Annotated in this window: 11 protein-coding genes; 4 read left to right on the forward strand and 7 right to left on the reverse strand. The window is 70.2% G+C overall.

What is annotated here, in order from left to right; genetic code table 11:
• Window positions 1-157: 157 nt before the first annotated feature.
• The gene (locus ACMA1D_RS02415) at window positions 158-589 is read right to left on the reverse strand and encodes a protein-tyrosine phosphatase family protein (RefSeq protein WP_414722162.1); all 432 of its coding nucleotides are present in this window, start codon (window positions 587-589) and stop codon (window positions 158-160) included.
• 217 nt (window positions 590-806) lie between these two features.
• Window positions 807-1,229 carry a Rieske (2Fe-2S) protein gene (locus tag ACMA1D_RS02420; RefSeq protein ID WP_414722163.1) on the reverse strand — a complete coding sequence of 141 codons (423 nt, stop codon included), beginning with the start codon at window positions 1,227-1,229 and terminating at the stop codon, window positions 807-809.
• 478 nt (window positions 1,230-1,707) lie between these two features.
• On the opposite strand from ACMA1D_RS02420, the gene ACMA1D_RS02425 reads away from it, so the two are divergent.
• Window positions 1,708-2,649 carry a carbohydrate kinase family protein gene (locus tag ACMA1D_RS02425; protein WP_414722164.1) on the forward strand — a complete coding sequence of 314 codons (942 nt, stop codon included), beginning with the start codon at window positions 1,708-1,710 and terminating at the stop codon, window positions 2,647-2,649.
• A 279-nt stretch (window positions 2,650-2,928) separates the two neighbouring features.
• Here ACMA1D_RS02425 and uvrA read toward each other — a convergent pair whose 3' ends face one another.
• The gene (gene uvrA, locus ACMA1D_RS02430; protein WP_414722165.1) at window positions 2,929-5,961 is read right to left on the reverse strand and encodes an excinuclease ABC subunit UvrA; all 3,033 of its coding nucleotides are present in this window, start codon (window positions 5,959-5,961) and stop codon (window positions 2,929-2,931) included.
• A gap of 181 nt (window positions 5,962-6,142) precedes the next feature.
• Between uvrA and ACMA1D_RS02435 the strand changes: the two genes are divergently transcribed.
• Together ACMA1D_RS02435 and ACMA1D_RS02440 are read left to right on the forward strand one after the other, a co-directional pair.
• Window positions 6,143-6,862, forward strand: a complete 720-nt coding sequence (locus ACMA1D_RS02435) for a maleylpyruvate isomerase family mycothiol-dependent enzyme (protein WP_414722166.1) — start codon at window positions 6,143-6,145, stop codon at window positions 6,860-6,862.
• A gap of 4 nt (window positions 6,863-6,866) precedes the next feature.
• Window positions 6,867-7,523: an MBL fold metallo-hydrolase gene (locus ACMA1D_RS02440; protein WP_414722167.1), complete on the forward strand. Its 657-nt coding sequence runs from the start codon at window positions 6,867-6,869 to the stop codon at window positions 7,521-7,523.
• A gap of 132 nt (window positions 7,524-7,655) precedes the next feature.
• Here the strand turns inward: ACMA1D_RS02440 and ACMA1D_RS02445 are convergent, their stop codons facing one another.
• From ACMA1D_RS02445 to uvrB, 4 genes are all read right to left on the reverse strand, one after another.
• Window positions 7,656-8,639 carry a TerC family protein gene (locus tag ACMA1D_RS02445; protein ID WP_414722168.1) on the reverse strand — a complete coding sequence of 328 codons (984 nt, stop codon included), beginning with the start codon at window positions 8,637-8,639 and terminating at the stop codon, window positions 7,656-7,658.
• Between the two features lie 293 nt (window positions 8,640-8,932).
• A complete protein-coding gene (locus ACMA1D_RS02450; RefSeq protein ID WP_414722169.1) occupies window positions 8,933-10,900 on the reverse strand; it encodes a TerD family protein in 1,968 nt (655 codons plus the stop codon).
• 269 nt (window positions 10,901-11,169) lie between these two features.
• Window positions 11,170-11,748, reverse strand: a complete 579-nt coding sequence (locus ACMA1D_RS02455; protein ID WP_414722170.1) for a TerD family protein — start codon at window positions 11,746-11,748, stop codon at window positions 11,170-11,172.
• Between the two features lie 187 nt (window positions 11,749-11,935).
• Window positions 11,936-14,056 carry an excinuclease ABC subunit UvrB gene (gene uvrB, locus ACMA1D_RS02460; protein ID WP_414722171.1) on the reverse strand — a complete coding sequence of 707 codons (2,121 nt, stop codon included), beginning with the start codon at window positions 14,054-14,056 and terminating at the stop codon, window positions 11,936-11,938.
• Between the two features lie 179 nt (window positions 14,057-14,235).
• Between uvrB and ACMA1D_RS02465 the strand changes: the two genes are divergently transcribed.
• Window positions 14,236-14,436: a DUF4177 domain-containing protein gene (locus ACMA1D_RS02465; protein WP_349996558.1), complete on the forward strand. Its 201-nt coding sequence runs from the start codon at window positions 14,236-14,238 to the stop codon at window positions 14,434-14,436.
• Window positions 14,437-14,667 lie beyond the last annotated feature (231 nt).

Below are 14,667 nucleotides of genomic sequence, written 5' to 3' on the forward strand. Positions count from 1 at the left end.
TGACACCAATCGACGCCGCAGAGAAATAGCTTCGCCCCTCACACCTACAGCCAGGTACGAACTCCACTGCAATCCAAAGAGATTGTGGCAGCGCCGGGGCCCGCCACCGACCAATCGGCCAAGCTGCCAATAGGTCCGGTCACGTGCGGCTGCCGACTCACGGCTTGAAGCGCGCCACGAACCGGGCTTGCCAGGGCGTCTCCACGGCCCGGGGCGCATAGTGCCGCCGTACGTACGCCACGGCCTCGCCGCTCGGTACGCCGTCCAGGATCGCGAGGCAGGCCAGCGCCGTGCCGGTCCGCCCCACCCCACCGCCGCAAGCGACCTCGACACGCTCGGTCTCCGCCCGCCGCCACGCCTCCCGCAGCGACGCGGCGAAGTCCACGCGGTCCGTGGGCAGCCAGAAGTCCGGCCACCGGACCCACCGGGCCTCCCACTCCGTCTGCGGCGGCCTGCGCCCCTGGAGGTACAGCCCGAACTCCGGCCGCTGGCCGGCGGGCAACGGGCGGCGCAACCCGCGCCCCCGCACCAGCCGCCCCGACGGCAGACGGAACACACCCTTCGCTGCTGACTCCCACGCACCACTCACGACGTGAGCGTAACCCCGCCATCGCCACCGCGTACCGCGCCAGCCATGTTCAGTTCACCATGTGGCACTTCGGCTCCCCGCGGCACCTCGGTGCGCCTCGGTGTCACCGCTCCCCCACAACACGCGCCGCTCCAGCCCTAGGCAAACCCCACCGGCCCCTGCCCCAACCCCCACGCCAGCCCGCACCACGCGACGGCCCCGATACGAGCAGCCGGCACTACGCCTTGGGCCCCGCCACCAGCTTTCCGCCCTCCACGCGCACCGGCACCGCGGGCAGCGGCGCGTTCGCCGGCCCGTCGATGACCTTGCCCGTCGCCGGGTCGAACCTGCTGCCGTGGCAACCGCAGCGGGCCTCGCCATCCACGATCTTGCTGAGGACGCATCCGCCGTGCGTACACACCGCGCTGAACGCCTTGAACTGTCCCTGCGCCGGCTGCATGACCATCAGCCGGTCATTCCGGTACAGCTTGGCCTCCCCCACCGGCACCTCCTCCGGCGCGCCCAACTCCACCGGCGCCGTCGGAGTGGCCGGCCCCGGACGCTTCTCCCCCGGCGAGCACGCGGCGACGCCGACCCCCGCGGCGCCAGCCAGCGCCGCTCCTCGCAACACGGTCCGACGGCTCGCGGGCTGGCAACTCATGGGGCACTCCACAGGGGCACGGGGAAGGGATCAGGAATCATCGCCGACGATACCTGGCCATCCGCCCAGGCCAGCGCCGGCATGAGCAGGCACGCGCGCTGGCACACCACGGTGGTTCAGGCCCATCCCCTCCCCCACCGGACGCGGCTGCCGCCAACGGCCCGCCCTCCCTATCGACGGCTCGCCCTCCCCGTCGAACACGCGCCCATCCACCTCACCCCGCTCCCGCAGGCCCCGTCTGCTCTCATCAGGCTCTCCCTCGGCGGCCCGCACCCGGATCACCCAGCCCACGCATCACCCAGCGCGCCGCCCGGCGGAGGACACCAGCCCGGCCGCCCCGTACGGCACGACCACCGCACGGCGCCCCGGTCGCCACCACCAGCGCCCCCACCAGCCGCGCGTACCGGGGCCGCTCCCCTACGCTCGTCCTCGCGGGCATGGGCGCCCATGCTCAGAGCGGCCACCGAAAGGATCTCCTGTGATCGTCGTCGCCGGCGAAGCCCTGATCGACCTCGTCCCCCACGGCCCCACCTCCGCTGCGACGGGTGCGCAGTTGCCGGCACTGGCCCCCCGCCGAGGCGGCGGCCCGTACAACACCGCGTTGGCGCTGGGCCGCCTGGGCTCGCCGACCACGTTCTGCTCCCGGATCTCCAACGACGGATTCGGTACCGCCCTCATCGACGGGCTCCACGCCGCCGGCGTGGACACCGCCCCGGTACAGCGAGGCCCGGAACCGACCACCCTGGCCGTGGCCGAGATCAACGCGGACGGTTCGGCCGGCTACGTGTTCTACGTCGATGGCACCGCCGACCGGCTCTTCCAACTCCCTGACGCACTGCCCCCGGGAACGACGGCACTCTCCCTGGGAACGTGCTCACTGGTCCTCGAACCGGGAGCCACCGCCTATGAGCAGTTGCTGCAACGCGAGGCGGCACGCGGGGTGTTCACCGCCCTCGATCCCAATGTCCGACCCGGTCTGATCGCCGACCCTGCCGCCTACCGGGCCCGATTCCATCGCTGGCTGCCGCACCTCAACCTCCTCAAGCTGTCCGCGGAGGACGCGTCCTGGCTGACCGGCTCGTCCGACACCGCCCACGCGGCCCGGACCTGGGCCGCTTCCGGCCCGTCCGCCGTCGTGCTCACCCACGGCGCAGACGGACTCACCGTCTACACCCGGGCGGGTATCGAACTCCACGTACCCGCCGTTGCCGTGGACGTCGTCGACACCATCGGCGCCGGCGACACCGTCAACGCCGCGCTACTCCACCGTCTCGCGGAGCACGACGCGCTCTCCGCAGCCGCGCTGACCGACCTGGCTCCCGACGTCTGGCGGGACATCCTGTCCTTCGCCGCTCGCGCATCCGCCCTGACCTGCTCCCGCACCGGCGCTGAACCCCCCTTCGCCACCGAACTCGCCTGACCCACACCCACCCGACCCCATCGGCCGCGCCCCGCCCTTCCCCTCTCTTCCCCCTGCGCGCCGACCACTCGCTCCACCCCGCCCAGCGCTCGGGCACCCTGCTCGGGCCGCTCTGCGCTGCCCCTCAACCTCCCTGTCCAGCACGGCAGTTGGGGTGGAACGGCTGCCGTCTGCCGCGCGCATGGCCCTCGCCCTAGGCCGGCCCGATCCGCCAGGCCATGCGCGCGCCGCTGCTCCTCCTACCGCTGGCGCAGGGACCGCGTCCCCGCACGAACCGCCTTACCGCGCGGTCCGCTTCGTCGCCGTCTTCTTCGCGGCCGTCGACTTCGCCGTGGCCTTCTTCGCCGCGCTGGCCTTCCTGGCCCCGGCCGTCGCCGTCCCAGCAGCCGCCGTCCCAGCAGCCGCGGCCTTCTTCGGCGCCGCCTTCTTGGCAGCCCGCTTCCGCGTGGCCGGCGCGTCGACATCGCTGACCCGGTCGCCGAGCAGGTCCCGGAGGAACTTGCCGGTATGGCTCGTCGGCACCGAGGCCACGTCTTCCGGCGTGCCCTCAGCGACCACCAGACCGCCGCCGCTACCGCCCTCGGGGCCCATGTCGACCACCCAGTCGGCCGTCTTGATCACATCGAGGTTGTGCTCGATGACGATGACGGTGTTGCCCTTGTCCACCAGGCCCGACAGCACCTTGATCAGTTTGCTGATGTCCTCGAAGTGCAGGCCCGTGGTCGGCTCGTCCAGGACGTAGACCGTGCGCCCCGTGGACCGCTTCTGCAACTCGCTGGAGAGCTTGACGCGTTGGGCCTCGCCGCCGGAGAGCGTCGGCGCCGACTGCCCGAGTCGCACGTACCCCAGGCCGACCTCGTTGAGCGTCTTGAGGTGCCGGGCGATGGCGGGCACGGCCTCGAAGAAGTCGAGGGCCTCCTCGATCGGCATGTCCAGCACCTCGGCGATGGACTTGCCCTTGTAGTGGACCTCCAGCGTCTCCCGGTTGTACCGGGCGCCGTGGCAGACCTCGCACGGCACGTACACATCGGGCAGGAAGTTCATCTCGATCTTGATCGTGCCGTCACCGGAGCAGTTCTCGCACCGGCCGCCCTTGACGTTGAACGAGAACCGGCCCGGCAGGTAGCCCCGCACCTTGGCTTCCATCGTCTCCGCGAACAGCTTGCGGACGTGGTCGAAGACTCCGGTGTACGTCGCCGGGTTGGAGCGCGGCGTCCGACCGATCGGCGACTGGTCCACGTGCACGACCTTGTCGACGAGGTCGTCGCCGTCGACCCGCGTGTGCCGGCCGGGCACCGACCGCGCGCCGTTGAGCTCACGCGCCAGGTGCGTGTACAGGATGTCGTTGACCAGTGTCGACTTGCCCGACCCCGAGACGCCCGTGACCGCGGTGAGCACGCCGAGCGGGAACGACACGTCGATGTCCCGCAGGTTGTTCTCCCGCGCGCCGTGCACGGTCAACTGCCGCTTGCGGTCCACCGGTCGCCGCAGGTCCGGCGTGGGGATGGCCTTCTTGCCCGCGAGGTACTGGCCGGTCATCGACGCCTCGTTGCTGAGCAGCTCGGCCAGCGGGCCGCTGTGCACGACCTTGCCGCCGTGCTCGCCGGCGCCCGGGCCGATGTCCACCACCCAGTCCGAGGTCTTGATCGTGTCCTCGTCGTGCTCCACCACGATCAGGGTGTTACCCAGGTCACGCAGCCGTACCAGGGTTTCGATCAGCCGGTGGTTGTCCCGCTGGTGCAGGCCGATCGACGGCTCGTCCAGCACGTACAACACACCGACCAGGCCGGAGCCGATCTGGGTCGCCAGCCGGATGCGCTGGGCCTCGCCGCCGGAGAGGGTGCCGGCGGCCCGGTTCAGGGAGAGGTAGTCCAGGCCCACGTCCACCAGGAAGCGGAGCCGCTCGTTGACCTCCTTCAGGACCCGCTCGGCGATCGTCTTCTCGCGGGCGCTCAGCTTCAGCGCCCGCAGGAACTCGGCGCACTCGCTGATCGACATCGCCGAGATCTCGGCGATGGACCGGCTCTGGATCGTCACCGCCAGCACCACGGGCTTGAGCCGCGTGCCCTCACACGTCGGGCACGGCACCTCACGCATGTACCCCTCGAAGCGCTCGCGGCTCGCGTCGCTCTCCGCCTCGGAGTGGCGCCGCTTCACGAACGGCACGGCGCCCTCGAAGGCCGTGGTGTAGGCGCGCTCCCGGCCGTACCGGTTGCGGTACCGCACCTCGATCTGCGTCCGGTGCCCGTTGAGCAGGGCCTTCTTGGCCCGCTGGGGCAGCCCAGCCCAGGGGATGTCCGTACGGAAGCCCAGGGCGTCGGCGAGCGCGCCGACCAGCCGCGCGAAGTAGTCCTTGGTGTGCCCGTGGGACCAGGGGTGGATGGCCCCCTCGTCCAGGGACTTCTCCTCGTCCGGGACGATCAGCTCCGGGTCGACCTCCATCCGGGTGCCGATGCCCGTGCACTCCGGGCAGGCACCGAAGGGCGAGTTGAAGGAGAACGAGCGCGGTTCGAGCTCTTCGAAGGACAGGTCGTCGTACGGGCAGTACAGGTGCTCCGAGAACATCCGCTCCCGCTGCGGGTCGTCCTCGTCGAGGTCCACGAAGTCGAGGATGACCATGCCGCCGGAGAGCCCGAGCGCGGTCTCCACCGAGTCGGTCAGCCGCCGCTTGGCGCTGTCCTTGACGGTGAGGCGGTCCACCACCACCTCGATGGTGTGCTTCTCCTGCTTCTTGAGCTTCGGCGGCTCCGAGAGCTGCACCGTCTCGCCGTCCACCCGGGCACGGCTGTAGCCCTTGGTCTGGAGGTCGGAGAAGAGGTCGACGAACTCCCCCTTCCGCTCGCGCACCAGCGGAGAGAGGACCTGGAACCGGCTGCCCGTGGGCAGCTCCAGCACCCGGTCCACGATCGCCTGCGGCGACTGGCGGGCGATGGGGCGCCCGCACTCGGGGCAGTGCGGCTTGCCGATCCTGGCGAACAGCAACCGGAGGTAGTCATAGACCTCCGTGATCGTGCCGACCGTGGACCGGGGATTGCGCGAGGTGGACTTCTGGTCGATGGAGACGGCCGGGGAGAGCCCTTCGATGAAGTCGACGTCGGGCTTGTCCATCTGGCCCAGGAACTGCCGTGCGTAGGAGGAGAGCGACTCGACGTACCGGCGCTGCCCCTCGGCGAAGATCGTGTCGAACGCGAGAGACGACTTGCCCGACCCCGAGAGCCCGGTGAAAACGATGAGGGAGTCACGCGGGAGGTCGAGCGAGACATTCTTGAGATTGTGCTCGCGAGCGCCACGGACGATGAGACGGTCGGCCACGCCGGTCGGCACCTTTCTTGAGAGAGGCGGAGCGGAGCGATGCCCCGGAACCCAGGGTATGAGGGACGCCCCGAAGAGGATGTGGTGCGATGCCACACACGAGCCTATAGCACGTACATTCGAATACCGGAGATAGCCGGCCTCCTTCACCCGATCGAGTGGCGCGGATTACCGTTGGATCATGACTGACTTCGCGCACGACTCGGCTGCCGTACAAGCAGCAACCGACCGCCTGCTCACCGCGGTGACCTCGCTGGACGACGCGGCGGCCAGTCGTCCGTCACGGCTTCCCGGCTGGACCCGCGGCCACGTCCTCGCCCACATCTCGCGCAACGCTGACGCCATCGTGAACCTCCTGACCTGGGCGCGCACCGGGGAGGAGACGCTGATGTACGCGAGCGACGACGCTCGCAACGCCGACATCGCCCGCGACGCGGACCGCCCGTTCGTGGTCCACCTCGACGATCTGCGCACCAGCGCGTTCCGTTTCAACTCGGCGACCGCGGCCCTCCCCAAGGACCGTTGGGACTTCGAGGTCGCCATGCGCAACGGCGTCACCGAACGAGCCGCCCGTCTTCCCTTCCGCCGCCTGATCGAGGTCGAGTTGCACCACGTCGACCTGGACATCGGCTATGAGCTCGACGATCTCCCCGCCGACTTCGTCGAGCGGGAGGTGGAGTTCCTCGCATCGGGCAAGTTCGCCGGCCACGCCGACGTGCCCGCGCTGGCGCTCACCACTCCGGATGGGCGTGTCTGGCAGACCGGACGCCCGGCGGAGCAGGCCACCACCGTCGAGGGTACGCCCGTCGCGCTCCTTGGTTGGCTCACCGGGCGCACCGACGGCGCCGGCCTCACCTCCGCCGACGGCACCCCGCTGCCCACCCTCCCGCCACTAGGCTGAGGCCATGACGTACAGCGGAGCGGTAGAGGTCGGCGGCCCCGCCGACGTACACGAGCTGACCGGCCTCATGATCTCGAAGATCGCCGTCGGCCCGATGAACAACAACGCCTATCTCCTGCGGTGCCGCGCCACGGACGAGCAGTTGCTCATCGACGCGGCCAATGACGCCGCGCGGCTGCTCGGCCTGATCGGCGACGACGGCATCGCCTCGGTGGTCACCACGCACCAGCACGGCGACCACTGGCAGGCGCTCCAGGAGGTGGTGGCGGCGACCGGCGCCCGCACCTACGCGGGACGGCACGACGCAGACGGCATCCCCGTGCCCACCGACGTCCTGGTGGACGACGGCGACATCATCCGGGTCGGGCAGGTCGAGCTCACGGCGCGGCACCTGGTCGGGCACACGCCCGGCAGCATCGCCCTGGTCTACGACGATCCGCACGGCCACCCGCACGTCTTCACCGGCGACTGCCTCTTTCCGGGGGGCGTCGGCAACACCTGGGGCGAGGAGCGCTCGTTCGCCAGCCTGATCGACGACGTCGAGCACAAGCTCTTCGACGCCCTGGTGGACGAGACCTGGGTCTACCCGGGCCACGGCGCCGACACCACCCTGGGTGCCGAGCGCCCGCACCTGGCCGAGTGGCGCGAGCGCGGCTGGTAGCAGCCGGCTCCCCCCTTCCTCACACCTGACCGTGCCCCGGCGTCCTGGACGCCGGGGCACGGTCGCGTGCGGTGGGTGGTGCCGCCCGGCCGCGGCCCTGGGGCTACGGCCGGCCGGCGAGCGCCTCGGCCGTCAGGCGTCGACGTCGTCCTTGGCCCCGTCCTCCGCCGCGGCCTGCTGCTTCGCGGCGCGCAGGCTGGTGATGGTGGTGACGGCGAGCACCGCACAGATCACCCCGAGCGAGACCGGGATGCTGATCTCGGGGACGTTGACACCGGACTCGTGCAGCGCGTGCAGCACCAGCTTCACCCCGATGAAGCCGAGGATCACCGACAGACCGTACGAGAGGTGGACCAGCTTCTTCAGCAGGCCCCCGATGAGGAAGTAGAGCTGTCGCAGCCCCATGAGGGCGAAGGCGTTCGCCGTGAAGACGATGTACGGGTCCTGGGTCAGCCCGAAGATCGCAGGGATGGAGTCCAGGGCGAACAGCACGTCGGTGGTGCCGATCGCGAGCATCACGATGAGCATCGGGGTGATCAGCCGCTTGCCGTTCTCGACGACGAACAGCTTGGTGCCGTGGTACTTGTCGGTCGACGGAACGCGGCGCTCCACCATCTTGAGGAGGCGGTTCTCCTCGAACTCCTCGTCCTCCTCGTCGGCCCGCGCCTCCTGGATGAGCTTCCACGCGGTCCAGATGAGGAAGGCGCCGAAGATGTAGAAGACCCAGGCGAAGTTGGCGATGATCGCGGCGCCCGCGCCGATGAAGACGGCCCGCAGGACCAGCGCGATCAGCACGCCCACCATCAGCACCCGCTGCTGGTATATCGACGGCACCGCGAACTTCGACATGATCAGGACGAAGACGAAGAGGTTGTCCACGCTCAAGGACTTCTCGGTGATGAACCCCGCGAAGAACTCGCCGGAGGGCTGACCACCCCCGAAGACGAAGAGACCGAGCCCGAACAGCCCGGCCAGGGCGACCCAGACCGCTGTCCAGATCCCGGCCTCCTTGATGGAGACCTCATGCGGCTTGCGGCCACCGATGAAGAAGTCGATGGCGATGAGGGCTGTCAGACCAACGATGGTCAGCACCCAGGTGGCGAACGAAACGTCCACTGCTCCTCCGGCAGATTGCGTACGGCAACTCTCAGCGTTGTCGCTGCCGGAGGTCTCTTCCGCCTGAGTCGGCCACATGCCCATCGGCCGACCCGACCGACGCCCCGGGACCGAGGTCCGTGATGACGGGAACGCCGCACTTGGGAGTACTCCCCTCCGCACAAAGAAGCGTACCGGAAAACCCAAGGAATAGTAAAGAGAGTAAAGCGCGAGCTAAATGCGCGGAAGCGTCGGGCACGCGACGGCCCCGATCACCGGGCCGGTGATCGGGGCCGTCATCCAGTTCCTGGGCGTCAGTCCGCCACGTCGTGCTGCCGGTAGGACTCCCTGGCCTGCGTGACCTGCCCGAGCACCCGGGTGACCACCTCGCTGCCCTGCGGGATCAGGGACGGCTCGAACGTCCAGGCGTGGCCCACCCACGGGTCGGCCAGATGGTCGTCGGGGATCGGCGTCACACGCAACAGCGCACGCCACAGCGGATCGAGGATCGGCCCGTAGGCGCGGGCGTCCTCCCGGTCGGCCACCATCATCAGGTGAACGCCCACGGAGGGGCCCTCGTCCGCCAGGTACCGCAACTGGGTCACCGCGCGGTCGTCGAACCCGTGCGGGAAGTCGTTGACGATCAACAACTGCTGAGCGGTGTCCACCTCGCTGGGCAACGCGTCCACGGCGCCGCTCCGCACCGCCATCTGCACCAGGTCGACCCGCTGCGTCAGCTTCGCCAATACCGCCGACACGCCCTGGGCCCCGCTCGCCGGCGGCTCCTGGAGGACGCCCGTGCTGGTCAGCGGCGTGAGGGCGGCAGCACCCGCCCCCGCAGGATCGATCACGTGGACCGTGAACTCGCCCACCGGGTAGACGGCGATCAGACGAGCAGCGTGCGCCACGGCGCTCTCCATCGCCAGACGGCGCAGCTCGGTCGAGTCGACCATGGCCGCATCCGGTGACCCGCCGCGCCCGCTGTCCACCCAGAGACCGCGTTCCAACGGGAGCCGCACGATCATCGGGATGCGCAGCTCCGTACGCTCCGGAAGGTGCAGGTCACCGAGGCGCATCGCCATGGGCAGCTCCATCGGCACCTCGTACCCCTGCCACACCGGGCTGGCCCAGCGGGCGTACGCGGGCGGCAGTGCGGGCTCGACGACCTCCGCCTCGGCGGCGAGCTGGGCCAGGTCCCGGTCCAGTACGGCACGGGCCTGCTCCACGAGCTCGGTGTGGCGGCCCCGCGCTTGCGTACGGGCGGCATCGGCCTGCGGTCCGACCCGGGTGCGCGGGTCCGAGAGCACGGAGTCGAGCTCCTTCTCCATCCGCGAGTCCGCGAAGTCGACGGCGCTGCGGTACGCGGCCACGGTCCTGGCCAGGTCCTCGAACATGCCCCAGACCTGGTTGTACAGCCGCTCCTCCATCGTCCAACCGGCGGCGTCCCCGGCGACCGGCTGCGGCGGCTGGCCCTCGGGACCTGGTTGTGGGACCGCGGGCGGCGGGGTCGGCGCCGCGGTGCGCCGGCTCGGATGCTGGTAGTTGATCGGCCCGGACGCAGCCGGGCCCGCCGCGTCCGCCGTGCCCTGGCCCGCCGTACTGGCGGCGGTCGCCGACCCGGCGCCGCCCGCCTGCGCGCCGGCGCCCGCGCTCGCGTCGCCGCCGGCTGCCGTCCGCAGACGCCCGTCGCCGCTGGTCAGCGCCGATGGGGGCGGGGCGAGGGACTTGGCCATGCCCTGCGCCACCGCGTCGTTGATCTCCGCGGCCAGCGTCGTGGCCTCGGGCAGTCCCCGGTCCTGGAGCATCGCGGCGAGGCCGTCCGCGTACCCCTGGCCGACGGCCCGTACCTTCCAGGCGCCGTTCCTGCGGTACAGCTCCAGGGCCGTGACCGCGGACTCGGCGTCCAGGTCGGTGATAGTGAACGTGGCGATCTCGGCCCCTTCGAGGTCGGTCACCGCGACGAACGGAGCGACGAGGCCGCCGAACCGCGCCGGGCCGCCCACCCCGGTGGGCAGCGCCAGCAGCACGGTGACCGTGTGGACGGCCTCCGGCAGCGCGCCGAGGTCCACCGCGAGACGGTGGTCGGCGGCGGCCTGTCGGGAGACCTCAAGCCCGGGCATCTGTGGAGCGGCGGGATGCGCGACCCAGTCGACGCTCCGTACCTTCCCCTGGTCGTCTCCGAGTGTCGCTCCGGCGACGACGGGTTTCCCCGCCGAAATACGGATCTCCAAACGGGTCTGGGGCAGGGGATGGTTCTGCCCCCGGACCAGCTCGGCCGTCATCACTGCGCCCTCTCGTCGTGGTGTGCTGGGTGTGCTGCGGTGGGCGGCGGACCAGGGCAGTGGGTGGGCGGCAGCACGGTGGCTGCCGGGCGAAGGCGGGCGGCCCGCTTCCGGCGCGACCCGCTCCCCTGCCGCACGCCACGGTGCGGCCGGCCGAACTCACCCCCCGATCCGCGGCAACGCCGGAGGCGCGCCGCTCCCCGGCCCCTTCCGAACGGGCCGTCCGGTCGGGGTGCTGGGCGCGGCGCGCACCCGGTGCTGCGGCTGACTCAGAGGTGCGGCACGATCGCCGGCATCAGGTCCTGGAAGGTACGGCCGTTGGCCGGGCTGCCCAGGGCCGTCATCTGCCAGCCGGCGCCCGCCCGGTGCACCTTGGCCATGATCTGGGCCGTGTAGGGGCCACCGCCGGTGAGCGTGTACCGCGCGATCTCCTGGCCGTTGGTCTCGTCGACCAGGCGGCAGAACGCGTTGGCGACCTCGGCGAAGCTCTGCCCGGTGAAGGAGTTGACGGTGAACACGATCTGGTCGATGTGCACCGGCACCCGCTGGAGGTCGACGAGGATCGCCTCGTCGTCGCCGCCCTGGCCGGCACCGCCGACGAGGTTGTCACCGGTGTGCCGGACCGAGCCGTCATCGCTGGTCAGGTGCCGGAAGAACACCACGTCCACCGGCTGCTTGTCCGCGAAGAGAACGGCCGACGCATCGAGGTCGATCTCCTTGGTGCGGGAGCCGAACAGACCTCGACGGGGCGCGGACTGCCAGCCCAGACCCATCCGAACGGCGGTCAGGGTGCCGCCATCGGCCTTCTGAAGGCTGATGGCCTGGCCCTTGGACATGTTGACAGTCACGCGCTGTCCCTCTCTCGTCTTCCCCCGGTCGCCCCATGTGGTACGACCTGCTCGAACCCTATGCACTGTGCCCGCCGGTCCGGCTACCCGCATCCGGGTTTGTGTCGCTCTTGCAACACATCGCCCGGCGCGGCGTCGCACGTCCCCGACTCGCAGGCCCCGTAGGGCACCTGCGCCCCGCCCCTGATCAGGCCAAGCCCGCCTCGCGCATCTGCCGCAGCTCCTTCTTCAGCTCGCCCACCTCGTCCCGCAGCCGGGCCGCGACCTCGAACTGGAGGTCCGCCGCAGCGGCGCGCATCCGTTCCGTCATCTCCTCGATCAGTTCGGCGAGTTCGGCGGCGGGCCGGTCCGTGAGGGCACCGTCCTTGGCCCGGGCGCCCTTGCCGCCGGGCGTCTGCTTGGCCAGTGCGGGCACCGGTGCCTTGCCCTTGCCGCCCTGCCGGTACCCCGAGCCGAGCAGCTCCTGGGTGTCGACGTCCTCGCGCGCGATGGTCGCGACGATGTCGTTGATCTTCTTGCGCAGCGGCTGCGGGTCGATGCCCCGCTCGGTGTTGTACGCGATCTGCTTCTCGCGGCGTCGGTTGGTCTCCTCGATGGCCGTCGCCATCGCGGGGGTGATCTTGTCCGCGTACATGTGGACCTGGCCGGAGACGTTGCGCGCGGCACGGCCGATGGTCTGGATCAGCGACGTGCCCGAGCGCAGGAACCCTTCCTTGTCCGCGTCGAGGATGGCCACCAGGGAGACCTCCGGCAGGTCCAGGCCCTCCCGCAGGAGGTTGATGCCCACCAGCACGTCGTACTCACCGGCGCGCAGTTCGCGGAGCAACTCGACCCGGCGCAGGGTGTCGACGTCGCTGTGCAGGTACCGGACCTGGATGCCGAGCTCGACCATGTAGTCGGTGAGGTCCTCCGCCATCTTCTTGGTGAGCGTGGTGACCAGGACGCGCTCGTCCTTCTCGGTGCGGGTGCGGATCTCGTGGATGAGGTCGTCGATCTGCCCGTCGGTGGGCTTGACGATGACCTCGGGGTCCACCAGGCCGGTGGGGCGGATGATCTGCTCCACGAACCCGTCCCCCCGGGCGAGCTCGTACTTGCCGGGCGTGGCGGACAGGTAGACCGTCTGTCCGATGCGCTGCTGGAACTCCTCCCACTTCAGCGGGCGGTTGTCCATGGCGGACGGCAGCCGGAAACCGTGCTCCACCAGCGTGCGCTTGCGCGAGGCGTCGCCCTCGTACATCGCGCCGATCTGCGGCACGGTCACGTGCGACTCGTCGATGACCAGGAGGAAGTCCTCCGGGAAGTAGTCGAGCAGCGTGTGCGGCGCGGAGCCGGGCGCACGGCCGTCGATGTGCAGCGAGTAGTTCTCGATACCCGAGCAGGTGCCGATCTGGCGCATCATCTCGATGTCGTACGTGGTGCGCATGCGCAGGCGCTGCGCCTCCAGCAGCTTCCCCTGCTTCTCCATCCGGGCGAGCGTCTCGGCGAGCTCGGCCTCGATGCCGGCGACGGCCTTCTCCATGCGCTCGGGTCCCGCCACGTAGTGACTGGCGGGGAAGACGTAGAGCTCCTGGTCGTCCGAGATGACCTCGCCGGTCAGCGGGTGCAGCGTGGAGAGCGCCTCGATCTCGTCGCCGAACATCTCGATGCGGACGGCCAACTCCTCGTAGACCGGGAAGATCTCGATGGTGTCACCGCGCACCCGGAAGGTGCCCCGGGTGAAGGCCATGTCGTTGCGCGTGTACTGGATGTCGACGAAGCGCCGCAGGAGTTCGTCGCGGTCGAATTCGTCGCCGACCTTCAGCGGCACCATGCGGTCGACGTACTCCTGCGGCGTGCCCAGGCCGTAGATGCAGGAGACCGAGGCGACGACGACCACGTCCCGCCGGGTGAGCAGCGAATTGGTCGCCGAGTGGCGCAGCCGCTCGACCTCTTCGTTGATGGACGAGTCCTTCTCGATGTACGTGTCCGACTGCGGCACGTACGCCTCGGGTTGGTAGTAGTCGTAGTACGAGACGAAGTACTCGACCGCGTTGTTCGGCAGCAGTTCGCGGAACTCGTTGGCGAGCTGGGCCGCGAGGGTCTTGTTCGGCGCCATGACCAGCGTGGGCCGTTGCAGCTTCTCGATCATCCACGCGGTGGTGGCCGACTTTCCCGTACCCGTCGCGCCGAGCAGGACGACATCCTTCTCACCTGCTCGGATACGCCGTTCGAGCTCGGTGATGGCCGCCGGCTGGTCGCCGCTCGGCTGGTAGGGGCTGACGACCTCGAAGGGCGCCACCTTGCGTTGGATCTGGGATACGGGCCGCATGGAACCACCGTACGACTCGCCACTGACAACGGCCCTGGCACGGCCCCGTAGCCTGGCACCGCCGATCACACAGCGGCAGCAGATCGCATGCGAACGGTCACCGTACGCATCGATTCGATCGTCAATAGGGGCTCAGCCCACCGATTCCTCCGCCCGGGCGCAACGAAAGGTCATCGGCCATGTACGAGTACAAGGTGATCCAGATCCGCGAAAAGCTGATCGGCGGGAAGATGTCGCCGGACAAGGTCGAGGACCTGCTCAACAAATACGCGGCGGAGGGGTGGCAGCTCAAGGCGATCACGTCCGCCGATGTGAAGGGGCGCATCGGGCCCGGCGGCGTGGAAGGGCTGCTCGTGACCTTCGAACGCCCCCGGCGCTGATCCGACACCGGCCCGGAGATCGACTGCGGGCCGGTCGCGTCCCGGCCGGCCCGCGAACCGGATGCGTCGTCCTACCGTCGTCACCAGGGCGCCCGCGCGTACGCGATCGAGGTCGTCGGGCGGCGCGGGCCGTTCGCTCGCCGCCGCGGCTGGCGCCCTTCCGTAGCGGCCCTGCCTGCGGCGCCGTGCGCGAGGGGGACGCCAGGAACGTGCATCTCGCGCGCGTCCGAG

It is taken from the genome of Streptomyces sp. 796.1, from assembly GCF_047525675.1.
Lineage (GTDB): Bacteria > Actinomycetota > Actinomycetes > Streptomycetales > Streptomycetaceae > Streptomyces.

Coding starts and splice junctions, on each gene's coding strand:
- uvrB (WP_414722171.1), bottom strand. CDS start 14,056: ATGCGGCCCGTATCCCAGATCCAACGCAAGGTGGCGCCCTTCGAGGTC.
- ACMA1D_RS02420 (WP_414722163.1), bottom strand. CDS start 1,229: ATGAGTTGCCAGCCCGCGAGCCGTCGGACCGTGTTGCGAGGAGCGGCG.
- ACMA1D_RS02435 (WP_414722166.1), top strand. CDS start 6,143: ATGACTGACTTCGCGCACGACTCGGCTGCCGTACAAGCAGCAACCGAC.
- ACMA1D_RS02440 (WP_414722167.1), top strand. CDS start 6,867: ATGACGTACAGCGGAGCGGTAGAGGTCGGCGGCCCCGCCGACGTACAC.
- ACMA1D_RS02450 (WP_414722169.1), bottom strand. CDS start 10,900: ATGACGGCCGAGCTGGTCCGGGGGCAGAACCATCCCCTGCCCCAGACC.
- ACMA1D_RS02465 (WP_349996558.1), top strand. CDS start 14,236: ATGTACGAGTACAAGGTGATCCAGATCCGCGAAAAGCTGATCGGCGGG.